Annotated in this window: 17 protein-coding genes; 6 read left to right on the top strand and 11 right to left on the bottom strand. The window is 71.0% G+C overall.

What is annotated here, in order from left to right; translation table 11 throughout:
• The first annotated feature begins 49 nt into the window (after nucleotides 1–49).
• Nucleotides 50–256 (top strand): universal stress protein, encoded by a 207-nt coding sequence (locus tag EDD27_RS56905; RefSeq protein ID WP_421915820.1) that lies wholly within the window; start codon nucleotides 50–52, stop codon nucleotides 254–256.
• A 22-nt stretch (nucleotides 257–278) separates the two neighbouring features.
• On the opposite strand, the gene EDD27_RS25975 is transcribed toward EDD27_RS56905, so the two are convergent.
• From EDD27_RS25975 to EDD27_RS54555, 5 genes are all read right to left on the bottom strand, one after another.
• Entirely contained in the window at nucleotides 279–1,247 is a 969-nt protein-coding gene (locus EDD27_RS25975) for a hypothetical protein (protein WP_127934705.1), read from the bottom strand.
• On the bottom strand, nucleotides 1,244–6,103 hold the full coding sequence (locus EDD27_RS25970; RefSeq protein WP_127934704.1) for a hypothetical protein: 4,860 nt from the start codon (nucleotides 6,101–6,103) through the stop codon (nucleotides 1,244–1,246). Before EDD27_RS25970 ends, EDD27_RS25975 begins: the two co-directional genes overlap by 4 nt.
• Nucleotides 6,100–8,097, bottom strand: coding sequence for a CHAT domain-containing protein (locus EDD27_RS25965; protein WP_127934703.1), 1,998 nt, complete (start codon nucleotides 8,095–8,097; stop codon nucleotides 6,100–6,102). Before EDD27_RS25965 ends, EDD27_RS25970 begins: the two co-directional genes overlap by 4 nt.
• The gene (locus EDD27_RS25960) at nucleotides 8,094–9,269 is read right to left on the bottom strand and encodes a hypothetical protein (protein WP_164903787.1); all 1,176 of its coding nucleotides are present in this window, start codon (nucleotides 9,267–9,269) and stop codon (nucleotides 8,094–8,096) included. The genes EDD27_RS25965 and EDD27_RS25960 overlap by 4 nt, the downstream gene beginning before the upstream one ends.
• Nucleotides 9,270–9,352: 83 nt before the next feature.
• Nucleotides 9,353–10,054, bottom strand: coding sequence for an MFS transporter (locus EDD27_RS54555; protein WP_164903786.1), 702 nt, complete (start codon nucleotides 10,052–10,054; stop codon nucleotides 9,353–9,355).
• Between the two features lie 222 nt (nucleotides 10,055–10,276).
• Here EDD27_RS54555 and EDD27_RS25945 point away from each other — a divergent pair, with 222 nt between their 5' ends.
• Entirely contained in the window at nucleotides 10,277–11,614 is a 1,338-nt protein-coding gene (locus EDD27_RS25945) for a sensor histidine kinase (RefSeq protein WP_127934701.1), read from the top strand.
• 5 nt (nucleotides 11,615–11,619) lie between these two features.
• Here the strand turns inward: EDD27_RS25945 and EDD27_RS56900 are convergent, their stop codons facing one another.
• Nucleotides 11,620–12,468, bottom strand: a complete 849-nt coding sequence (locus EDD27_RS56900; RefSeq protein WP_241564252.1) for a lytic polysaccharide monooxygenase — start codon at nucleotides 12,466–12,468, stop codon at nucleotides 11,620–11,622.
• Between the two features lie 148 nt (nucleotides 12,469–12,616).
• The gene (locus tag EDD27_RS25935) at nucleotides 12,617–13,840 is read right to left on the bottom strand and encodes a cytochrome P450 (protein ID WP_127934700.1); all 1,224 of its coding nucleotides are present in this window, start codon (nucleotides 13,838–13,840) and stop codon (nucleotides 12,617–12,619) included.
• 196 nt (nucleotides 13,841–14,036) lie between these two features.
• On the opposite strand from EDD27_RS25935, the gene EDD27_RS25930 reads away from it, so the two are divergent.
• Complete coding sequence (locus EDD27_RS25930) at nucleotides 14,037–14,570, top strand: SgcJ/EcaC family oxidoreductase (RefSeq protein WP_127934699.1); 534 nt, start codon at nucleotides 14,037–14,039, stop codon at nucleotides 14,568–14,570.
• Here the strand turns inward: EDD27_RS25930 and EDD27_RS25925 are convergent.
• Together EDD27_RS25925 and EDD27_RS25920 are read right to left on the bottom strand one after the other, a co-directional pair.
• Nucleotides 14,533–15,891: a sensor histidine kinase gene (locus tag EDD27_RS25925; RefSeq protein ID WP_127934698.1), complete on the bottom strand. Its 1,359-nt coding sequence runs from the start codon at nucleotides 15,889–15,891 to the stop codon at nucleotides 14,533–14,535. The genes EDD27_RS25930 and EDD27_RS25925 overlap by 38 nt on opposite strands.
• Complete coding sequence (locus EDD27_RS25920; RefSeq protein ID WP_127934697.1) at nucleotides 15,888–16,559, bottom strand: response regulator transcription factor; 672 nt, start codon at nucleotides 16,557–16,559, stop codon at nucleotides 15,888–15,890. Before EDD27_RS25920 ends, EDD27_RS25925 begins: the two co-directional genes overlap by 4 nt.
• 151 nt (nucleotides 16,560–16,710) lie before the next feature.
• Between EDD27_RS25920 and EDD27_RS25915 the strand changes: the two genes are divergently transcribed.
• The 3 genes from EDD27_RS25915 to EDD27_RS25905 all read left to right on the top strand — a co-directional run bounded on the left by EDD27_RS25915 (nucleotide 16,711) and on the right by EDD27_RS25905 (nucleotide 19,229).
• Complete coding sequence (locus EDD27_RS25915) at nucleotides 16,711–17,598, top strand: class I SAM-dependent methyltransferase (RefSeq protein ID WP_127934696.1); 888 nt, start codon at nucleotides 16,711–16,713, stop codon at nucleotides 17,596–17,598.
• Entirely contained in the window at nucleotides 17,598–18,260 is a 663-nt protein-coding gene (locus EDD27_RS25910; RefSeq protein ID WP_127934695.1) for a TetR/AcrR family transcriptional regulator, read from the top strand. Before EDD27_RS25915 ends, EDD27_RS25910 begins: the two co-directional genes overlap by 1 nt.
• Nucleotides 18,261–18,377: 117 nt before the next feature.
• Entirely contained in the window at nucleotides 18,378–19,229 is an 852-nt protein-coding gene (locus EDD27_RS25905) for a glutamate ABC transporter substrate-binding protein (RefSeq protein ID WP_241564251.1), read from the top strand.
• 50 nt (nucleotides 19,230–19,279) lie between these two features.
• Here EDD27_RS25905 and EDD27_RS25900 read toward each other — a convergent pair whose 3' ends face one another.
• Both EDD27_RS25900 and EDD27_RS25895 read right to left on the bottom strand, forming a co-directional pair.
• On the bottom strand, nucleotides 19,280–20,656 hold the full coding sequence (locus EDD27_RS25900; RefSeq protein ID WP_127934693.1) for an NADH-quinone oxidoreductase subunit N: 1,377 nt from the start codon (nucleotides 20,654–20,656) through the stop codon (nucleotides 19,280–19,282).
• Nucleotides 20,653–22,098, bottom strand: a complete 1,446-nt coding sequence (locus EDD27_RS25895) for a complex I subunit 4 family protein (RefSeq protein ID WP_241564250.1) — start codon at nucleotides 22,096–22,098, stop codon at nucleotides 20,653–20,655. Before EDD27_RS25895 ends, EDD27_RS25900 begins: the two co-directional genes overlap by 4 nt.
• Between the last annotated feature and the right edge of the window lie 2 nt (nucleotides 22,099–22,100).

The following is a 22,100-nucleotide window of genomic DNA, read 5'->3' as shown; positions in this document are numbered from 1 at the left end:
CCCTGCGGGTGCGGCGCGTGGTGGGCGGCGGGATCACGCTCACTCGCGCTTGGAGTACGCCCTGGACGATCGTCCGCGGCCCCCGGTCCCAGCCCTGGTCCGCGCCTCGCGGGCGGCTGACCTGGTGGTGGTGGGGACACGCGGACTGTGCGGGTTCGCCGGGCTGGTGCTCGGCTCGGTCAGCCATGGCCTCCTGCATCGCGCACGCTGCCCGGTGGCCGTGGTGCGTAGGGGATCAATCCGGACAACCCCGTGAACCGCCCTAGCATGCCCTCTGATCAGCGCAGCAGGTCGTCCAGACGCAGGCGCTTCAGCTCGGGGTCGTCCCGGTCGGGCAGCCGGGACAGCAGCTCCTCCGTGGGCACGATGCCCAGCGGCCGGGCGGCGTCCAGCTCGGCGGCGATCAGCTTCGCCACCCGCCTGCCGTCCTTGGGCACCAGATCGGTGGAGTTCCAGGCCCGGATGATCGCCTCACTCCTGAACGCCCGCATCGAGTCGAGATTGCCTCGCAGTCCTTCTTCGGCGGCCCGCCGGACAAGCGCGTCCAGCTCCGGCGTGAAGGGATCGTCCCGCTCCTCCCTGCACTCGATCCGCAGCAGCAGATGATCCATCTTCAGCGGCTCACCTCCCGCCCGCAACCGCCCGTCCACGATGCTCAACGGCCCAGGGGGAAGCGGAGCGTCGAGTACGGCGAGATGCCCCGCCTGCACCGGCCGCCCGCCTCCGCCCGGAGCCACCATGCTCCAGTGCACGCCCAGCTGCGGCTGGTCGCCTGTGGCCTCCAGCACCGCGTCCAGCCCTTCCGACATCTTCCCCGCGATGGTGGCGGCCGTGGCCAGCGGCGGTCCGATCAGCCCCGCGAAAGCGCCGAGCACCTGCACGGCGGCCCCCAGCGGCCCCTGCTGCGACGCCTGGTAGAGGGCGGCGGTCACGGTCACCACACCCCCGTTGTACGGCACCAGCGGGGAGACCTGCTGGTCGAGGTGCACGCCCGGCGTGGACCAGCTAGGGGCGGTGACGGTGGTGAAGCTGACCGGCTCGGCGCCGAGGAAGCTCAGGGTGACGCCGCCGTGCAGGGCCGGATAGTGCTCGTTGCCCCACGTCCTGCGCTGGGCGAGGAACCCTTCGACGAGCCAGACGCGGATGTAACCCTCGCGGGGCAGCAGCGGGGCGGAGCCGGGCTCGGGGATGAACTCCAGGTGCATGTGCTCGGCCTCGGCCCGGAACCACTCGGCCACGCGCTTCATTGGTCATCTCCTCGATGGGACGGCAGGAAAAGGATCACGTCGCATTGCGCCTTGCGGTCGCCGCCTGCTCTGGCGACGATTCGGCGGATGCGTAGCTGAAGCGTGAGCAGACGTTCGGGACACAGGCGAAGATCGTCGCCGTAGGGCCAGTCGGAGCAGAGCGTCACCACTTCCCGAGCGTGCGCGTCGGGGAGCGGCGGCACGATGAGGACGCCCGGGCTGCCGGCTTCGCACAAGCTCCTGGCCATGCGGGCGAAACCGCGCCGTGTCTCGTCCGCCAGCGGACTCGCATGGTCATCGGTGGGCTCCGCCTGGAGGACGAAGATCCGGTTGGGGTCGCCGGGGGCGAACATCATACTGCTCCTGCCCCTCTTGACGTCCATCTCCGTTCGCAGTCGGATGCCGTCTGTGGTTTCCACCGGGGTACCGACGACGTGCATGACCGACCTGCCCCGGCGGACCCATCGCTTGAGGTGCGGAGGGCCGGCATAGTCGCTGGCCTCGGGCGAGAGGGTGATGGGCCCGACCGCGAGAACGTGCCTGAACGTCGCCGGCAGACGGCGGAATCTGCGCGCGCCGAACAGGGAGAACTCCAGGGGACGGTCGTCCAGCACGAGGACATCGGAGCTGAGCTTCAGGCGGATCGCTGAGATCGGCCACGTCGGAAGTCCCCACTCGCGCGGCTTCCTGCCGGCCGCATTCACCGCCTTCGTCCCCCAGGCCGGTCCCCAGCTGGTGCGTGTCAGCCGCCTGCGCCCCTTGTACGCTTTGTCGTTTTCCACGTACATCGTCACGTTGCCGGTGAGGCCTGCCGTCCACACGAGCTGGGCGGCGGGCACGAGCAGCGCGGCTCCGGGAATGAGCCAGAGCCACCACGGGAACTCCGAGGAAGGGGACGGCGCGGCCGTGCGCGAAGGACCGGTCGCGGGGCTGCTCGGCGTCGCGGAGCCTGGATTCGACGAGGTCACCGACGGCGAGACCGGGACGCTGGGGTCCGAGGACGACGGCGCGGACGTATTGACAGTGGCTGTCGGGGTCACCTGCGACTGACTGGGGCCAAACGACGGACCGAGGAAGAACACCAAGGCGATCCCGGCCGCCACCAGCGCCGCCACCGTGGTCGCCACCATGACGGAGCGCTTCACCCCCGTCGGGGCCGAACCGGCTTGCGGCACGGTCCCGGTTTCCGAAACTCGCTCTGACACCCACTCGGCGGGCGATGCCGTGGGAGAGGAGTCGGCGGGAGTCTGCGGCGGCGCGGACGGGGTGAGAGTGAGTTCGGGCAGTGTGCGGACGGAAGACGCGGTGCCCATGTCACGCAGAGCGGCCTTCCTGAGCTCCCAGCCCTCGCTGAGCCTGTGGTCTTCGTCGTCGGGCAGTGGCGGCGGGTCAGGCACCATCGCCCGCCGCGCGGCGATCCTGGCGAGGACCCGCGCCTGCCAACTCCTGACGGGATCGGTTTTGAGGTCCTCGGCGGCTTCGAGCAGGCGGAGGTGCGCCTGGGCGGGGAAGCGCAGTGCGAGGACCTCGGCCTCCTCCAGCGAGGCGACGCCCCGCGCCCAGGGCAGGTGGCGGACGAGCCACGCAGGCTCTGTCTTCGGCAGTGGTTTGTTGCCGAAGAACGCGATGAGCTCGGCCAGGCTGCGCTCGTACAGCTCCCTCGGTATGCCGGGTTCGGGGTTCGTGGTCGCCGGGCGCGCCCGCCGGCGGGAGTCGTTCTCGGACAGGCTCGCGACGTCCTGGCATTGCCACCAGCCGTGCCATGAGCCCGCCTCCTCCGGCGAGCCGGGCCGCTCGCCTGTCACGAGTGTGAGCGTGATCCAGGCCTCGGCCCGGCACCGGGGCGACCCGTGCCGTGCCAGGTCCCTGATGACCGGGTAGTGGCGCAGGTCGCGGTCCCTGCGGCACAGCCGGAGGAGGGCGAGCTGGCACTGCTCGACGGTGTCCGGGTCGTCCGCGGCCGCGATGGCCCTTTCCAGGCGGGTGCGCAGCTGGGACGCCGCGAGGTCGAAGTCGCCGTAGGTGACGCACGCGTCGGCGTGCGTCACCACCAGCGGTGGCACCTGACGGTGCGCCCAGCTCGTGGGCGGGGCAATGGTGCCGAGGCTCAAGACCCTCGACTTGATGAGGTTGAAGTATTTGGGCGGCAGCCCATACGCCGAGCGGAAGGCCAGCAGGGCGAGCGAGGCCAGCCGCTCTTGGTCGGCGGACAAGGTTTGGTGCTCGCCGAGCTCTTGGTCCAGCAACCGCAACAGCGTCGAGTAGTCCCGCAGCAGCGGCCCGTCCGTCGTGCAGGCGACGAGCAGCCGGGCGAGGTCCACGAACGCCTCCGCGGAGACGGGCGCCACCCAATCGGCCCACGGACGGGGCGCAGGCGGGGACCCTGCCGGCAGGAAGCGGACCGGGTCCGGTTCCTGCCGACGGGGCGCAGGTGGGGACCCTGCCGGCAGGTAGGGGTCCGGCTCCGGTTCCTGCTGTCGTAGCGCGACCAGGGCGGCCATCGCTCCGGCCACAGCCTGAGTCCCCGGGTCGTCGGTCAGATCCGCGATCATCGCCACGTCGCCGCACTTCAGCCCGTCCACCGAATCACGGAGCAGCCAGCTGTTCACAGCTGCCAGCAGCGCTCCCGCCGAAGCACTGCCGGAGGACAGGATGTCGATGAGATGAACGGGGAAGTCGATGTGCTGGGAGTCGCCGGCTGCGACCCGCCCGAGCGCCCCCCGGTGAAACAACCTGAGTACGTCGGGCGGCTCGCCGCCCGACGCCTCCGGCATCGGCTCCCACGGGGGCGGGACGACGAGGGCCTGGACCAAATGCCACAGCCCCGCGACGCCGCCTCCCCCGGTGTGCACCCGCGTGGCCGCCTGCGTCGCGATCACCGAGGCCTGCAACTCGCCCGCGGCCTCGGCCTCGGTGAGCTCGGCGGCGGCACGTGCGGTCACCTGCTCGGCCCAGCCCCACGCGCCCGCGGCCACCACGCGATCCTCCACCCGCTCCCAGAGGGCGATCGCCTCCTCCACGGAAGACATGCGCAGGGCGGTGAGCACGGTGTGCGCGGGCACGTCCTCGATCGAGCTCACCGCCTCCAGCGCGGCCCGAGCCGCGCGGCCGATGCGCTCCCGGTGCACGGGGAAACGTGTGGGGTCGGCGACGGTCACGGCCCGCAGCCGCTCCCGCAGGTTCTCCTCCAGCTCCACCACGGCGGGCCGGCCGTCGGCCGCGTACGCGCTCACCCGCGTCCACTCCTGTCCCCCCAGCACGGTGATCACCGCGTCGGCGTCCACGCCGAGCCGCGTGAGCTCCTCGCGTCCCAGGATCCCCTCCAGCCGCCCGAGCTCGGCGGCCACCCCGAGGCAGCGTACGACGGCGGGGTCGCGCAGGCGGCCGATGATGCGCTGCTCGATGTAGGGGTCACCCGGCGCGGAACGCAGCACCTCCGGGTCGAGCGTGGGTTCGCTCAGCACCCAGTCCGCGTAGGCGGCCAGGTCGAAGGGGTTGTACTCGTCGGCGGAGCGCGCACGTTCCATGACGGCCTCGACGTGACGATCGGGGACGCCACGGGCGGCGAGGTACGAGTGCGCCTCCTCCGGGGTGAAGCCGCCCACGTGGATGACACGCAGGTAAGGGCGCGGCCGCAGCAGCGGGCCCGCCGGGCCGCCCGGCGGTGGCGGCACCAGCCAGCGCCGCCCGGCGAACAGCACGCGCATGCTGGGCACGCGCGCGTGCAGGTCCTCCAGCAGCTCGAACGTCATGTCGATGCCGGGAGCGGGCTCGCCGGGAGGGTAGAGCTTGGCCAGCTCCTCGCAGGTGTCGAGGATCAGCAGCACCGGCTTGTCGAGGCCGATGAGCAGCTCGGCGAAGGCGGCCACCATCCTGCCCTTCGCCTCGGCCACGAGCCGGGAGAGCCGCTCGGACCTGGCCATCTCCTCGTGCAGGGCGTCCACCGTGTCGAGGAAGCGCCGGTAGGCGTACTCCGCCCGCCGGGTCTCGACGAAGCCGAGCAGGTCCACGGTCAGCGCGAGGAACATCTCGCCCGGCCGGTCCTCCGGATAACGGGGATCGAGGTGGTCGAAGTCGACCCGCCCGACGATCCTTCCCTCGAAAGGGCGCGGGCTCGAGGCAGCGCCGGGCTGGTCAACGGCCGCTGAGGCGCCGATGCTGCGGATGAGCATGGTCTTGCCCGCGCCGCCGCGCCCGAGCAGGTGCGAGGCCCACTGATCGTCGCCCGTGCCGAGCAGTTCGAGTTCCAGCCCTGGACGCCGCTGGAAGTGGCGCAGGTAATGGGCGTCCTCGGCCTGCCGATTGGCCCTGCCCAGCCGCCATTCCGCCCGCCTGGACGCGCCGGCCAGAGGCTCGCCCAGCACCTCGCCGAGGGCGCGGGCGGTGGCGACCAGGCGCGCCGCCTCCGGCAGCCGTTCGTCCGACATCAACGAGGACACCCTGCGGAGCAGCGTCAGCCCGGAGGGATCCTCGTGGAAGGCGGTCACCGCGTGCCGCCAGTTCGCGAGGAGCTCCGCGTCCGCCTGCGACAGTGCGGGGTGGTACACGGTGAGCATGTGGAGCAGGTCCTCGACCGTCTCCGTGAGCACGAGTGCGTGGTGGTCTCTGAGATAGGCGCCCAGCTCCGGGCGCACGCTCTCCCGGACCCAGAACGTACGTTCCTCCACGCCGTCGGCGTTGAGCACCGTGGTGCTCTCGATCAGGTCCGAGTCGGCGACGGGCTCGAACTCCAGCGCCCGCGACACCGCCGCCGTCCACTGCGGCAGCAGCGCCAGCCGGGCCAGCCACTCCGGCGGGTACCGCTCGAACCTGCGCTCCCGCAGCCGGTCGAGAAGCTGCTCGTCCAGCCCGCTCACGACGTGATCCGGTGCTTCTCGGCGTAGGCGCGCCAGGCGCCCTCGTCGTCGTGGGCGGTGAAGTGCTTCCAATCGGCCAGCAACTCGACCACGAAGTAGAGGGTGTCGGCCACCCCGGCGGGCTGGCCGCGTAAGTGTTTGCTGAAGGTCAGCCGCAGTGTGTCCCTGTCGTGGCCGGGAGCCGCCACCCACGTCTTCCTGTAGCGGTCGTCCGGGTGCCACGGGTGCAGCAGAACCCACTGGTAGCCGAGCGCCGCCTCGTCGTCGGGCAGCGCTTGCAGGGGCTGGAAGCGGTAGGCGCTCATGCCGGAGCGTTCGGACTTGAAGGCACGCAGGGGCACGCACTGGTCCAGGGCGGCGGTGGCGATGAGGGGGGCGGGGGAGGAAGGGGTTCCGAGGCCGTTGGGCGTGAGCAGGTCGAGCAGGCCGGGCGGTTCGGACTCGATCCAGCCGAGCGCGCCGCGCCAGTGGTGCAGGGCCTCGCCCAGGACGACGGCGCGCGTGTGCGGGCCGAACGGCGGCCCGAGCGCGGACGCCGCCCGGGCGGCGAAGGTTTCCAGGTCGAGAGCCAGCAACTCTCTGACGTCGTCGGGGGCCAGAGGAGCGTCCTCTTCGAGGAACGCGCCGATGGCCTTGCGCAGCGCCTGCCGTACGACCGGCTGGGGTTTGCCGGCGGGAGGCGTCGCCTCCACGGTTTCCAGGGGAGGGGCGTCCATGCCCAGCCGCTCGCACGCGGTCACCATCGCCTTGAGCACCGCTCCGACGGCCTGCCGGAGGGAACGGGGCGCGGTGTGCTCGGTGTGCGGGGCGAGCAGCAGCGGCAGGTGCCCCGCGTGCAGCAGCCTGAAGCCGATCTCGCGCAGCAGCCGGGTGGCGCCCAGCCGGGAGAAGCCGCCTTCGGTGCAGGCGGCCAGCAGCGCGCGGCGGCCGGTGAACAGCGCGTCCACCTCCTCGAAGATGGCGCGGCGGCCGATGTAGACGGGCTGCTGGGCCAGGTCGAGCTGGCGGGCCATGTGCAGGACCGCGCGGGCGGGGGCCGGATCCACGGGGCGGAAGTTCGCGGGCAGCGCGGCGGCGGTGAACACGGTGGGCCGGGCCCAGTCGTTCCTGTCGGCCGGGTCCTGCTCGCCGACCAGCGCCGCCCTGCGGCCGTGCGCCGCGGCCTCGGCCACGGCCTCGCCGTTCAGCAGGGCTCGCATCATGCGCTTGGAGAACAGGCGGCAGGCGGGCTCCGCCACCTCGCCGTCCATCGCGACCACGATCGGGACCCCGGCCTTGATCAGTGAGGCGGCGAGCGAGGCGGGGCTGAGGCGGGCGGTGTGGCAGACGCTCAGCACCACGGCCAGCGGCCGGTGCGCGCCCGGGAGCATGGCCTGCACGAGCCGGTGCGGTGTGACCAGGGTGCCGGACAACTCGACCAGCAGGCCGCCGTCCTCGTCCAGCGTGCCGTGGGCCACCAGGTGGATGAGGTCGGGACGGAACCCCTCGCAGCGCTGGGCCAGCGTCTCCGTCGTCAGTTCGTCGGCCACCCGGGCCAGCGCCAGCCCATCGGACTCGCACTCGCGCAGCAGGCCCAGGAACATGGAGCCGGGCAGGATCACCTGGTCGGTCAGCTCGGCGCCGGAGGCGAACAGCACCCTGGGCGCCCCCGCCACCGGGGCGGGCGGCGCGGTCTCGGACGCGACGAGTCTGGTGACGGCCACGAGCAGGCCGAGATTCGCGCCAAGGGGACGCTCGCCGTCGTGCATCGCCTCCCACATGTGCTCGTGCAGCTCAACCGGCAGGTCGAGGGCCAGCTCGATCCCACGCCGCTGCCTGACCTCCGGCTGGTCGAGCAGCTCGGTCCACAGCGGGCCCAGCAGAGCGGCGAACAGCGCCTGCCCGTACTCCCGGGCGGGCAGGCCGGGGCCGGGCAGCTCGCCGAGCGGGCGGTCGCCGACGGGCGTGCTGACCGTGCCACCGGAGATCGTGATCACGGCGCGGGGCAGCGTCATGGCGGCACCACCCGCGCGGCGAGGCGGTCGGCGAGCGCGGCGATCTCGGGTGCGGCGGGCGCGCTTCCCATCGTGCCGGGTGGGCCGCAGCGGGGCAGGTGAGCGATCAGGTTCTCGTGGGTGCGCCGCGGGTCGGCGGCGTGCCCGGCCACCCCGGCGGCGATCATCGTACGGGCGGCCGCCCTGGAGCCGACCTTGGTGATCGTCGGCTTGTGCGTGGCCAGGCTCGAGGCCCACACGGCCGCCAGCCGCTCGTCGAGACCCCGGCAGAGCTCGGCCAGGGGATGTCCGTCCACGTCGAGCGAGAGTATCGAGGACACAACCTTTGATACCCCGCTTTCGCCGGTTTCCCCAGGGGCCCGGCCCGCGATCAGGGCCAGCCGGGTGGCAAGCGGCGGATAGTACGGGCTGGAGAAGATGACGCCGTGCTGGAGCTCCTCCACCATCCACGCGGCTGCCGGGCCGACCATGAGCGCCGAGTACACGTCGGCGAAGATCTCGTCCGCCCAGTCCGACCACTCTCCCACGGCGATCTTCACCTGACGCGCGAGGGACGGCGTGAGGTCGCGCATCACGAGGTGGCCGGTCTCGTGCGCGGCCACCACCAGCCACCACGCCTCCCGCACCGCCCACGCGGGCAGCGAGATGACCGGGATCGGCAGCTCGGTGATCAGCTCGGCCACCACGGAATCCACGGGCGCGCGCAGGTCCTCGGGCACCGAGCGGCGCGGCGTGGCCGAGGCGTCGAACAGCGGGTCGAGATAGGGAAGCGGCCCCGCCGGTGGCCGCCTGCCGAGCGCTTCGAACGGCTGCCACCAGCAGCTGCGCACCACCTCGTCAGCCGCGGCCAAGGCAGGGCCGCGCACCGGATCGGCTCGCTGGTCGTATTTGGGCGCGTACCACTCGAACAGCCGCTTGACCGTCACCAGCGAACGGTCGAGCGCCGCGCATCGCGCGTAGACCTCCTGTGAGGACGGCAGCTGCGCGGCGGCGAGGAGGGAGTCGCGGACGCGGCGCAACATGCCGTTCAGGACCTGGTCGAGTACGCCGAAGTGATGGGCGAAACGGCCCAGCGCGCGGTCGGCGGAGCGATCGGCGAGCCAGGCGGCGATCTCTTCGCGCAGGAGGTCGGCGGCGCCTACGGACCGGTCCACACGCTGCTGCACGCGCACGCAAAGGAAGATACGTGGCGCCTTGATGATCTTCTAGGGAAACGTATACCTGTGACCCGGTCGTGACTGCCGCGGGGCTGGTTTCAGGGCTGTTCCGCTGTCGGGGCGTTGAGCGATGAGGTGGGGACCGCCAGGACGGTGCCGACAAGGGCGGCCATGATCAGGGAGGCGAGGCCGAGCACGGCGAGGGAGGCGGCGAGCCCGCCGGTGACCGCGGTCAGAGCGGCGACCAGCAGGGGAGAGACGAACTCTCCGAGGAACAGGGCGCCGGTCCACAGCCCGGTGCCCCGGCCGCGCTGCGCGAACGGCAGCCTGTTGACCGCCCAGGTGAGCAGGGTCGGCAGCAGCAGGCCGGTGGCCGCGCCGGTGAGCACGGCGCCCGCCACGATCGGGGGAACGGATCCGGCCGCGAAGATCAGCAGCAGGCCGAGGCCGGACGTGGCGAACTCCGCGATGAGCAGCACGCGCGGGCCGCGGCTCGCGACCTTGGTGAACAGGCCGGCCCCGATGGCGGTCGCGAGCGACATGACTGCGGTGATGCCGCCGATGGCGGCCGGGTCGGAAACGCCTGCTGCGTTGAGGACATAGGACAGTTGCACGATCAGGGTGTAGAAGACGATGCCTCCGCCGATGGTGACCAGCGAGGGGACGCCAGGTCGCGCCAGGGCCACGGTTGCCGTTCCTCGTGGTGGCGGCGATGGTGGCGACGAGGGCTGCAGGCCCAGGTAGCGGACGCGCCGGGGACCGGACCAGTAGTCGGCGATCAGGGTGGTGCAGCGGGTCATGATGGCCGCTTCGCAGATGCCCACCAGCACCCGACATTTCCGACGCCATGCGCGGACAAGACTGGTCAAAGGAACTTTGACCGTACGCAGTGTCGTCTTCCGCGACCAACAAGGGAAGTGATAGCGGTGAGCTAGCGGGACACCAGAAAGGATCGAGTGTCGCTTTCCAGTCGCCTTTCTGTCCAGGCGATCCTGACCTTGACGGCGGGACTCTTGTCGCTGATGGCTCTCAGCGCCGTCGGAATCGTCGCGGCCCTCGCCATTCGCGTCGACGTCGAACAGCGGATCTTCGAAGACACCGAGCGCGCGGCCGTCGACTGGATCGGAGCGATGAACGAGCCACGGCCTCACCCCCCGGTCACCGCCTCGGACGTCGACCTGATCCAGTTGGTCAACTCCTCCGGCAACGTGGTGTCGGCCAGCAGAGCGGCGGCAGGGCGCCCGGCGCTGAGCGAATACTGGCCGTCGTCCGACGATCGTATTCAGCATCGCATCGAGTGTGCCGCTGAGCAGTGCGTGATGTTCACCGCCGTCCGGCCCTCGCCGCAGGAGGAGCAACTGTTGTGGGGCGGCGAATCCCACATCGTGTACGCCGGCCGCACCCAACCCCCGATCCTGGCCACCCATATGCTGGAGCTTCTCCTCGGCGCCGGCGTCCTGACGGGCAGCGTGCTGTTCGCGGGGTCGGCCTGGATCCTGGTCGGGCTGGCGTTGCGCCCCGTTGAGGCGATACGGCGGCAGATCGCCCAGGTCACCGTGACCGACTTGAGCATGCGCATCCCGGAACCGTCCGGGCGGGACGCGATCGCGCTGCTGGCCCGCACGGCCAATGAGACACTGTCGCGGTTGCAGGAAGCGGTCGACCATCAGCGGCACTTCGCCTCGATGGTGACGCACGAACTGCGCACACCGCTCACCGGCCTGCGTGCCCAGCTGGAAGAGGCCTTGCTGTATTCCGACGTGGATCCGCGCCTGGCCGTTGAAGATGCGCTGTCCACGCTGGACCGTTGCCAGCTGATCATTGACGAGATGCTGGCGCTGACCCGCCTGCGCACCTCGCCGCACGAGCCCCAGCGGGTGGATCTCACTGCTTTGGTGGAGGAGGAGGCAGCGCAACGGGACCCGAAGGTGCCGATCCACGTCCACGCCGACGAAACCGTGGAGGTGTGCGGCAACCCCGTCCAGCTCGCCGAGGTGGTGGTGAACCTGCTCGTCAACGCCCAGCGTCACGCGCACACGTGCGTGGACGTCAGCGTGGCGGGCGCGGACGGGCAGGCGACGGTCAGCGTGCTCGACGACGGCGCCGGCATCGACCCGGCCGACCGCGAGCGGGTCTTCACCCCCTTCGTCCGCTTGAGCGCGGGACGCCAGCGCGATCCGCAAGGCAGCGGGCTCGGTCTCGCCATCTCCCGGGCCATCGCTCAAGCGCATCAAGGCACGCTGACCGTGGAGGACTCGCCGCGGGGCGCCAAGTTCGTCCTGCGCCTGCCGCTGGCGTCGGCCGAGCGGCGGCCCGGCGGCGACCGGCAGGAGGGCCGAGCGCCGCCGCGACCAGTTTGAGAGCGTCAGACGCGCTTCCAGAGGGCGGCCACGTTGGGCGGCTCCCAGCCGGGCAGCGCCGTGTGCGCTTGCACGCACTCGTAGGCCAGCCCGCCGTACGTCACTCGGTCACCCACCCGGTAGGCGGTGCCCGCGCTCCACGTGCCACCGGGCTGCGTGGGCGTGGGGCTCGAGGTGGGGGTGGGCGTCGGGGTCGGGGTCGGGGTCGGTGTGGGGGTGGGCGTCGGGGTGCCACCCCCGCCGAAGTCCACGTCCGAGCAGGTGTAGAAGGCCTCGTTGCTGCCCACCACCCGCTGCCAGATCGAGTAGAGGATGTGCCGGCCGCTGCGCTGCGGCAGGTTGATCGTCCAGTTGGTGAACGTGGTCGGGTTCTGGCCGTTGAACGTCCTGATGTGGACCAGGTCGGACCATCTGAGGGGCATGGTCGGGTTCCAGCCCTCGCGGGTGATGTAGAACTCGAAGTTGCTGTTGGCGTGCGGCGCGGAGGCGTGGTATGTCAGCGTGAAGCTGCCGGGCCGCACCTGGGTCGCCGGCCAGTCGGCCCGCTGCAGGTCCAGCCCGCGATACTTGTCGCGCCCCGCGCTGCAGAGCTTGCCGTCGGGGATGAGCTCGCGATGCCGTCCGCCTGCTTCCAGCAGGGAGACCTCGTTCCAGTCGTAGAAGGCCTGCGGGCCAGCGGCTGCCACGGCGGCCTTGCAGGCGGCCGACTTGGGCGTCTCCGGTCCTTCGTTCTTGCAGACGTAGACGCGGCTGGGCGGGTTGGACATCGTGCCGTGGGCGTTGGCCGCGGAGGCGGGCAGCAGGGCCAGCACTCCGGAGGCCGCGACCGCGGCGGTGATCGTGCTCTTGCGCACCTCGTAACTCCCTGGGTGAATAACTCTTAGGAAAGTTTCCTAAGAATTAGCGCGATGGTCGCATGCGCGAGTTCACTCCGCAAGACCCAAGTCAAGGCATGAGTCAGAGCCGTGCCCCATCACGGGGCACGGCGGAAGCGGGATGAAGTCAGCCGCAGATCGCCGGGGGAGTGGCCTGCGGCCGGCCGGACGTGCGGACGGGCACCCGCACGGGGCGGACGATGATGGAGCCCTGCGTCCACGGCACGTCTTCGGCGGGCTCGGTGAGCGCGAGATCGGGGAGTCGCTCGACGAGCACGCCGAGGATCTCCTGCAGCTCCATCCTGGCCAGGTTCGCGCCCAGGCAGTAGTGCGGGCCGCGGCCGAACGCCAGATGGTGCTGCGTCGTCTCGCGCCGCACGTCCATGACGTCAGGATCGGGGAAGACCGACGGGTCGAGGTTCGCGCCGGCGAAGGAGGCGATCACACCCTCGCCCTTGCGTACGACGCCCGACGGCAACTCCACGTCCTCGGTGGCCACCCGGATGAGCGGGCTGTCACCGGGCTGCTCCAGCCGCAGCAATTCCTCGACCACGATCGGGATCAGCCCCGGCTCGGTCACCAGCCGCTCGTAGCCCTCCCGGGGGTCGAGCAGCCGGAGCATCGACCTGGCCAGGACGGATCCGGTGGTCTCATGCCCGGCCAGGACCAGGCCGAGCGTGTTGCGCACCAGCTCGTCCTCGGTCAGCCGGTCCTCGCCGTCGCGGGCGTGGATCATCGTGGCCAGCAGCCCGTCGCCGGGGTGCTCGCGATGGGCGGCGATCAGCTCGGCGATGTAGCCGTAGAACTCCATCGCCGCGGCGAGCTTCTCCTCCTCCGTCAGGCTGGAGGTGGACAATATCGCGTCCGACCAGGCGCGCACGCGTACGGCGTCGACCCCCGGCACACCCAGAACGTCGCAGATGATCTGCACGGGCAGCGGGAACGCGAGGTCGCGCAGGAGGTCGAACTCCTCGGGCAGCGCGTCGATGAGCTCGGCAGCCAGCGTACGCAGCCGCGGTCGCCAGCCGTTGACCTGCCGCGGCGTGAACACTCCGGACAGCAGCCTGCGCTGCCGGGTGTGGTCGGGCGGGTCCATGCTGCTGAGGCCGGGCGCCTCGGCGATGGTGAAGCCGGGAAACATCCTGGGTGAGCCGGGGCGGCTGAGGTCCCGGCTGAAGCGCGGGTCGCTCATCACGGCGGCCGCGTCCTGGTAGGTCGTGGTGAGGTACACCGTGTCGCCGCTGGGCAGCCGCACCTTCCCCAGAGGCTCCTGCTCGCGCCGCTTCGCGTACGTCTCCGCCGGGACACCCCGTGGACCGGGCATGAACGGATATTGCTCAAGTTCGGCCATGATTCGGACGGTATACACCGGAGCGGCATCACGATAGAGGCCAGGCCCGGATGCGCTTTATGAGTAAGCGGTGACTCTGGGTGTTTTGTCACGCCCCTTCCTTCGCGCTTCATCGGCGCTGGACTTGCGCTAACCCGCCTCCCGAGAGGGTGAAAGCGAACTTTCCCCCATATGCCGAATATCTCGGGAGTTGATGATGCACCACAGGGTTCCGGTCCGCGCCGCCCTCGTCGCCAGCGCCGCCATTCTCGCCGCCGCCACCGGCGCCGGCCCCGCGGTGGCCGGCGTCCAGCCGGCCCACCACGCCGCGATCCAGCACGTCCAGCCCACCGGCGCGGGCAAGCCGTCCAAGGCGCAGATCGCGGCGCTCTTCGACAAGTGGAACGCCGCCCTCGCCGGCGGCGACCCCCGGAAGGTGGCCGCCCTGTACGCGCCGGACGCCGTCCTGCTCCCCACCGCCTCGCCCAAGATCCGCACCAACCGCGCGCAGATCGCGGACTACTTCGAGCACTTCCTGCAGAAGAAGCCGACGGGCAAGAAGATCCGTACCATCGTCAGCCTTCTGGACGCGGACACGGCGCTCGACACCGGCGTGTACCGCTTCACCCTCACGGACAAGGACGGCAAGAAGACGTCGCTCGACGCGCGCTACACCTACCTGTACGAGAAGCGCGGCGGCACGTGGCTGATCGTCAACCACCACTCCTCGGTGCTGCCGCCCGAAGGGTGATCCGCACGCACAGACCGCCGCCGGGAGCGTCGCGCAGGGCGACGCTCCCGCCGTCGTCCGTCACCAGCTGCTTGACGATGGCCAGGCCCAGGCCGGAGCCCGATCGTCCGGTGAGCCCCCGGCCGCGCCAGAACCGGTCGAAGGCGCGTGCCTTCTCCGCGGGCGGCATGCCCGGTCCCTCGTCGAGGACGTCGAGCACGACCACGTCACCCTGTGGCTCGACCAGCACCGTGATCGTGCCGCCGTCCGGGGAGACCTCAAGGGCGTTGGACAGGACGTTGTCCAGAACCTGGTCGAGGTGTCCGGAGCTGGCCATGACCAGCGGGCGGGAATCGAGAGCCCCGGCGGCCGTGAAGCGGATGCCCCTCTCCTCGCCCGCGACGCGCCAGACGGCCAGGCGCTCCTCGACGATCTCGGCCAGCGGCAGCGGCTCGGCGGCGGCCACCTCGACCTCCGCTCTCGCCAGCACCAGCAGGCCGCTGACCAGGCGGCTCATGCGGACGACCTCCGCGGTCGCCTGCTCGACGTCCTCCCGGACGTACTCGTCCTCGACGCCGTCGGCGATGTTGTCCAGAGACAGCCGGAGCGCGGTGAGCGGCGTGCGCAGCTGGTGGGAGGCGTCGGCGACGAAGATCCGCTGGGCCGCGATCAGCGTCTCCAGCCGCTCCGCCCCGGAGTTGAGTGTCCTGGCGAGCGTCTGCGTCTCGGGCGGGCCCGTGACGGGCGAGCGGGCGGTGAGGTCGCCGTCGCTGAACCTGCTGGCCATCTCGCGCAGCTCGCGCAGCGGCCGGGTGAGCCGCCGGGCGGCGAGCGCCCCCAGCGCCGCCGCCACGCCCACCACCCCGACGGCCAGCACCGCGCGGAAGCCCCAGATCTGCCACAGCCGGCCGTTGAGCTCGCCGGTCGGATAGCTGATCCGCACGGCGCCGGCGATCCGCCGGTCGGCGGCCCGGGCAGGCACCGTGACCAGCAACGACGGGCCCCACCGGACGCTGCTGCCGCCCTCCAGGGCTCGGGTGAAGTCCGCGTCGCCTGCGGCCCGGGGCAACGGCAACGGCGGCACCGCCTCCCGGCGCGCGGAGATCACCTCCACCCGGCCCGGTGTCTCCAGCTGGTACGCCTCCGCCATGCGGGCGAGCGCCTGCCGGGAGGGGGCGTCGTCGTTGGCCAGCAGCAGCGCCATCGTGGTGGCCTCACGCCGCACGGACTCCTCGGTGTCCCCGCGCAGTTGATCGGTCAGCGTGAAGGCCACCGGGATGGTGAAGGCGGCGAGCGCGACGGCGACCAGCAGCACGTAGCTGACGACCAGTTGCCGGTTCACGATGCCCCGGAGTCGACGACGAGCCGGAAGCCGACGCCGCGCACCGTCTCGATGGCGACTGTTCCGGCGAACTTGCGGCGCAGCGCCGCGACGTGCACGTCAAGCGTCTTGGTGGGGCCGAACCAGTTGGCGTCCCACACCGCTTCCATGATCTGCTCCCGGGTCATCAGCGCGCCCGGCTCCTCCGTCAGGAAGGCCAGCAGCTCGTACTCCTTGGGCGTGAGCGGCACCTCCGCGCCGTCGACGTACACGCGGGCGGCTCTGCGGTCGATCGCCAGGCGGCCGTGCCGGTCCGGCGCGTGTCCCGCCTTGTCCTGCGGCTTCACCCGCCGCATCACGGCCCTGATCCGCGCGATCACCTCGCGCACGCCGAACGGCTTGGACACGTAGTCGTCGGCGCCGATCTCCAGCCCGACCACCCGGTCCGTCTCATCACTGCGCGCGCTGATCACGATGATCGGCACGTCGCCCCGCGCCCGCAGCGCCCGGCACACGTCCAGCCCGTCGGTGTCGGGCAGTCCGAGGTCGAGCAGCACCAGATCGGCGGGCGCGGCCTGCAGCGCCGCCGTCCCGGTGGCGACCCAGTCCACGTCGAATCCGTACCGGGTCAGGCCACGCCGCAGCGACTCGGCGACCGGCTCATCGTCTTCCACCAGCAGTACGCGCACGCGAGCACCTCAACCGCAGGCTCAGAGGGTCAATTCGGACATTCACCATAACGGCCTAAAACAGCCCTGGAACCGGACGTTGACGGGGGACGTGCCGGGATGGAAGATGAATGTCTGTTCATGAACAACCATTCATTATGGAGGTGCCGCCGTGACGATCGAGAACACCGACCAGTCCGCCGCCTGGAACGGCGCCGAGGGAGCGGCGTGGGCCTCGGCGGCTCCTGAACGGGATGCCGAGGAGGGCCCGGAGGCCGAGCTGTGCGAGCGGCTGCTGGAGGCGGCCGGGATCGGCAGGCGCGACCGGGTTCTGGACATCGGCTGCGGCACCGGAGCCACCTCCCGCAGGGCGGCGCGCCGCGCGGCGGAGGGCAGGGTGGTCGGGGCCGACCTGTCGGCGCCGATGCTCAGCCAGGCTCGCCTGGCCGCGACGGCGGCCGGACTCGGCAACGTCACGTTCGAACAGGCCGACGCGCAGGCACACCCGTTCCCTGCCGCCGCCTTCGACGCGGCCATCAGCCAGTACGGCGTGATGTTCTTCGCCGACCCGGTGGCCGCCTTCGCCAACATCGGGCGCGCTCTGCGGCCGGGCGGGCGCCTGGCCTTCGTCTGCCCGCAGCCGCCCGAGGACTGCGCGTGGTACGTGGTCCCCGTCGCGGCACTGCTGGGCATCGACCCGCGGCCGCATGCCGTGGTCACCGCCTATCCGGGGACGCCTCCGGCGATGTTCTCCCTGTCGGACCCGCTGCGCATCGCCCAGGTGCTCACCGAGGCCGGCTTCACCGGCGTGGCCGTCGAGCCCCTCCGCGTGCCCGGCCGCTTCGGGGACACCGTGGCCGAGGCCGCCGACGCGTTCCTGGCGAGCGGTCCCAGCCGCTACATCGTCGAGCAGGACGACGATCTGACCTGGGAGGAGGCGCGTGCCCGGCTCACGGCCGCGCTGGAGCCGTACGCCGGAGCCGGCGGGGTGCTCATGCCGGGCGCGCAGTGGCTGGTCAGCGCGGTGCGGATGGCCCCGGACACCGCCGGGGAGCGCTGATGTCGCCGAGGAGGGCCGCCGCCCTTGAGCACTCCGGCGATCTGAGCCTGCGCGACCATCTCATCGCCGCCGCCACACATCTTATCGCCGAGCGCGGCATCGCCGGGCTCACCGTCCGCGACATCGCGCGCCACGCCAGGGTGGCGGACGGAGTCCTCTACAACCACTTCGCCAACAAGGAAGAGCTGCTGGCCCTGGCCCTGCGCGCCCACGTCGAGGCCGTCGAGAGCACCCTGGCGGACCTGCCGCCGCCCGGCAGCGGCAGCGTCGAGAGCTGTCTGCGTGCCTACGTCGAGTACGGGATCACGCTGCACGCCGCGCTCCTGCCCGTTTTCGCGCAGGCCCTCGCCCAGCCCGACATGCTGGCCCGCTTCGGCGCCCTCGCCGACGACGATCCCGAGTGGGGCCTCCAGCCGGCACTGCTTCGTCACCTGCGCGAGGAGCAGGACCTCGGCCGTATCGCCCGCGAGGCCAACGTCGCCGCCGCCGCCACCATGCTCGTCGGAGCCTGCCATGAGCTGATCCTGCCCCGCCTGTTCCGGCAGGACGCGATCGGCCCGCTGCAGGTCCCCGCCGGCTTCGTCGACGACCTCGTCGAGACGATATTGACCGGTATTAAATCATTGACCGGTATTAAATCCCCAAAGGTCAGGGCGAAATAGACATAGCCATACGAACGCTCAAGGTTGTCTTTACGCGACATGTGGCACGCTTCACTGATTCAGCCTGTGTCAGAAGGCTTTCCCTCATAGATCAGATTGAGGCCCACCACCATGCTGATGCGTCGAACAGGAGCGGTGCTGGCCGCTACGGCCATGGCGTTTGGCCTGGCCGCATGTAATGACGCGGTCGCGTACTCCAGTGTCGAGGAGAAGATCCGGGAGGCCGGGAAAGTCACCATCGGTACGAAGTGGGATCAGCCCAATCTGAGCCTGAAACAGGGGCACGGGGATCCCGCGGGCTTCGACGTCGATGTCGCCAAGTACATCGTGAAAGAGCTGGCCGGCGGCAAGGATGTGGAGATCACCTGGCGGGAGTCGCGACAGGCGAACCGTGAGGCGCTGCTGCAGTACGGCACCGTGGACATGATCGTCGCGTCGTACTCCATCACCGCGGCGCGCCAGAACTATGTGACCTTCGCCGGGCCGTACATCATCGCTCACCAGGACACCATGGTGCGTTCCGACGCCGCCCACATCGCCAGGGCGACCGACCTGGAGCACAAGCGCATCTGCCAGGTGCCGGGCTCCAACTCCTACAAGCGGATCACCGAGCCGCCGCCGGACGGCCGGCTCGGCCTGCCTGCCGAGCTCGTCGGCGCGGACACCTACACCGAGTGCGTGCAGAAGCTGGTCAGCGGTGACCTTGATGCGGTGACCACCGACGACATGATCCTGGCCGGGCTCGCCAGCCACAACCCGAAGCAGTACAAGCTGCTGAAGGATCCGTTCACGGACGAGAGGTACGGCGTCGGGCTGAAGAAGGGCGACGTGGCCACGTGTGAGGCGGTCAACCGGGCGGTCGCCAAGATGTGGCGGGACGGCACGGCGACGCGGCTGCTGCGGAAGTGGTTCGGGCAGACCGGTCTCGTCCTGCCCACAGCGGCGCCACCGGCAGAAAAGTGCCGGTGACGTGCCGATGCCTCGTTCACATGCTGTGCGACAGTGAAACTTTCAGGTGACTAGAACGGAGAGTAAAGGGCCAGGAGCGCTCCGCTGGCCAGGCCGAGCAGGACGGAGAGGGCGGCGGCCAGCTCGGCGATCCGTGACGCGACGGGCCGGATCTCGGCGGGCACCCCGCCCGGCCGGAAGAGCGGAAGGATCCACCGAAGGTAGTAGAAGACGCTGGCCACCGTGTTGATCACCGCGATGACCGCCAGCCACGCGTACCCGCCGTCCCAAGCCGCCGCGAAGACGAGCAGCTTGCCTGCGAAGACCGCCGTCGGCGGGGTGCCGACGAGGCCGAGCAGGCAGACCACCAGGGCGAGCGCCAGCAGGGGCGAGCGGCGGCTCAGCCCGGTGTACCCCGCCGGCGAGTCGCGACCGACGGCCACCACGACCGCGAAGGCGCCGGCGTTGGTGATCGCGTAGGCGGCGACGTAGAAGAGCAGGGCGGGCTGAGCCAGGTCGCTCCGTCCCGCGACGACGACGGGCAGCAGCAGATACCCCGCCTGGCTGATCGTCGAGTAGGCGAGCAGCCTGCGGACGTTGTCCTGGTAGAAGGCGGCCAGGTTGCCCAGTGTCATGGTGGCGACCGCGATCAGCGCGACGACCGGGCGCCACGTCCCGCCGAACACCTCGGTGGCCAGCCTGAACAGGCCGACGAACGCCCCGATCTTGGGCACCGTGGTGACGAACGCGGCCACGACGGGTGAAGAGCCCTCGGTGACGTCCGGCACCCAGAAGTGGGCGGGGACCGCTCCCACCTTGAACAGCACCCCGGCCAGCAGGAGCAGGACCGCGCAGCCGGCGGCGGCCGGGGGAGCGCCGGCCAGGGACCGGTAGGCGGTCGTGCCCGCGAGGCCGTACGTCAGCGTGACGCCGGCCAGCATGAGCACGCCCAGGAAGGCGCCCATCAGGTAGTACTTGAGCGCGGCCTCGGTGCCATGGGCGTCCTTGGCGAACCCGGCCAGCGCGTACGCGGGAATGCTCGCCAGCAGGTACGCGGCGACGAAGACGAGGAGATCGCTCGCGCCGGCCAGGACGATCGTGCCCAGCGCGGACAGCAGCACCAGGACGTAGACCTCGGTCTCCCGGCTGTCGCCGCGGGCCCAACCGGCGGCGAGCACGACGATGAGCAGGCTCGCGCCCGCCACCGCCAGCCGGGTCGCGTTGGTCGCCAGATCCACCGCGAAGGACTCGAACGCCATCACATCCTGCCCGGTCATCGCGACCGCGCCGGCCGTCATCGAAGCCGCGAGGGCCGTCCCGCAGATCCACGCCACGACCCGCTGCCGCCCGCGCGGCACGAACAACCCCACGAGCAGCCCCGCCACCGCCCCCGCCAGGATCAGCAGCTCGGGCAGCAGGTCGAGCGGGTTCTCCGCCATCCCGGTCATCGGCTCACCAGGGACACCAGCGCGGCCGCGGCGGGTTCGATGAGGTCGAGCAACCAGCGGGGCATGATCCCGATGACCAGGGACAGCAGCAACAGGGGCGCGACGGCGGCGACTTCGCTGGGCCGCGCTTCGATCATCCGTCCGGTGAGTTCGCCGGGCGGGCCCAGGAAGGCCCGGTGCAGGACACGCAGGAGCAGGGCGGCGGTGATGAGGATGCCGGCGATGCTGAGCGCTCCGGCCAGGACCGCGCCTGCTCCGATCACTCCGGTGAAGATCTGGAACTCCGCGATGAAGCCGGACAGGCCCGGCAGCCCGAGCGAGGCGAAGGCGGCGACCGCGGTCAGAGCGGTGAAGACCGGCGCGCCGGCGGCGATCCCGCCGAAGCGGCCGAGGTCGTAGGCGCGTGCCCGGTCCCACAACACGCCGGTCAGCAGGAACAGCGCGCCGGTGATCAAGCCGTGGCTGACCATCTGGGTGACCGCGCCGCTCACCGCGAGTTCCCTGGCACGCGGGTCGCCCGCCGCGAGGCCCGCGGCACCGAGGGCGAGCACGATGTAGCCCATGTGGTTGACCGAGGTGTAGGCGATCAGCCGCTTGAGGTTCTCCTGCGCGAGCGCGACCAGGGCGCCGTAGAGCACGCTGACCACGCCGACGACGATGATCATCCAGGCGTACGCGCGCCACGCCTCCGGCAACATCGGCATGGCGATCCTGGCGAAGCCGTACGTGCCCATCTTCAGCAGCACTCCCGCCAGGATCGCCGAGCCGGCGGCGGGCGCGTCGGTGTGGGCGGGCGGCAACCAGGTGTGCACGGGCACGGTGGGGGTCTTGACCGCCAGCCCGACACCGATCGCCGGCAGCACCAGCGCGCTCGCCGCCGGGGGAGTCCGGATGAGTTCGACCATGTCGAACGTTCCTCCGGCAAGGAACAGGCCGATGAAGCCGAGCAGCAGGACCAGCGAACCGAGGAAGGTGTACAGGAAGAACTTCAGCGCGGAGCGGGCACGGTCGCCGTGTCCCCAGCCGACGATCACGAAGTACATGCCGACGATCGACAGGTCGAAGAAGACGAAGAAGAGCAGCAGGTCGAGCGCGGCGAACAGGCCGATCGAGACCGTCTGCAGGAAGAGGAAGAGCGCGGCGTAGGAGCGGACCCGCTCCGTCTCGCGCCACGAGTAGATCGCGCAGGCCAGGAACAGCAGCGCGGTCATCGCGATGAGCGGCAGCGACAGGCCGTCCACGCCGACGTGGAAGCCCGCCCCCAGGGACGGGATCCACCGCAGGCGGGTCTCGTAGGCGATGCCGCCGTCGTAGCCGGCCCACATGACCACGACGAGCGCCAGGTCCAGGGCGGCCGCGGCGATCCAGATCGACAGGACCGCCCGCGTGCCGAGGCGCGGCAGGGCCAGCAAGGCCGCCGCCAGCAGGGGGAGAAAGATCACCA

Origin of the sequence: Nonomuraea polychroma (assembly GCF_004011505.1) — a bacterium.
Classification (GTDB): Bacteria; Actinomycetota; Actinomycetes; order Streptosporangiales; family Streptosporangiaceae; genus Nonomuraea; species Nonomuraea polychroma.
Note: the sequence above shows the minus strand (reverse complement) of the source record. Positions and strands in the feature narration are given on the sequence as shown.

Bases quoted from the DNA above. Each gene is read 5' to 3' on its own strand.
- EDD27_RS25935 (WP_127934700.1), bottom strand. From the start codon at position 13,840: ATGGCCGAACTTGAGCAATATCCGTTCATGCCCGGTCCACGGGGTGTC.
- EDD27_RS25930 (WP_127934699.1), top strand. From the start codon at position 14,037: ATGCACCACAGGGTTCCGGTCCGCGCCGCCCTCGTCGCCAGCGCCGCC.
- EDD27_RS25945 (WP_127934701.1), top strand. From the start codon at position 10,277: ATGGCTCTCAGCGCCGTCGGAATCGTCGCGGCCCTCGCCATTCGCGTC.
- EDD27_RS25910 (WP_127934695.1), top strand. From the start codon at position 17,598: ATGTCGCCGAGGAGGGCCGCCGCCCTTGAGCACTCCGGCGATCTGAGC.
- EDD27_RS25900 (WP_127934693.1), bottom strand. From the start codon at position 20,656: ATGACCGGGATGGCGGAGAACCCGCTCGACCTGCTGCCCGAGCTGCTG.
- EDD27_RS54555 (WP_164903786.1), bottom strand. From the start codon at position 10,054: ATGACCCGCTGCACCACCCTGATCGCCGACTACTGGTCCGGTCCCCGG.
- EDD27_RS25975 (WP_127934705.1), bottom strand. From the start codon at position 1,247: ATGAAGCGCGTGGCCGAGTGGTTCCGGGCCGAGGCCGAGCACATGCAC.
- EDD27_RS25965 (WP_127934703.1), bottom strand. From the start codon at position 8,097: ATGACGCTGCCCCGCGCCGTGATCACGATCTCCGGTGGCACGGTCAGC.
- EDD27_RS25905 (WP_241564251.1), top strand. From the start codon at position 18,378: ATGCGTCGAACAGGAGCGGTGCTGGCCGCTACGGCCATGGCGTTTGGC.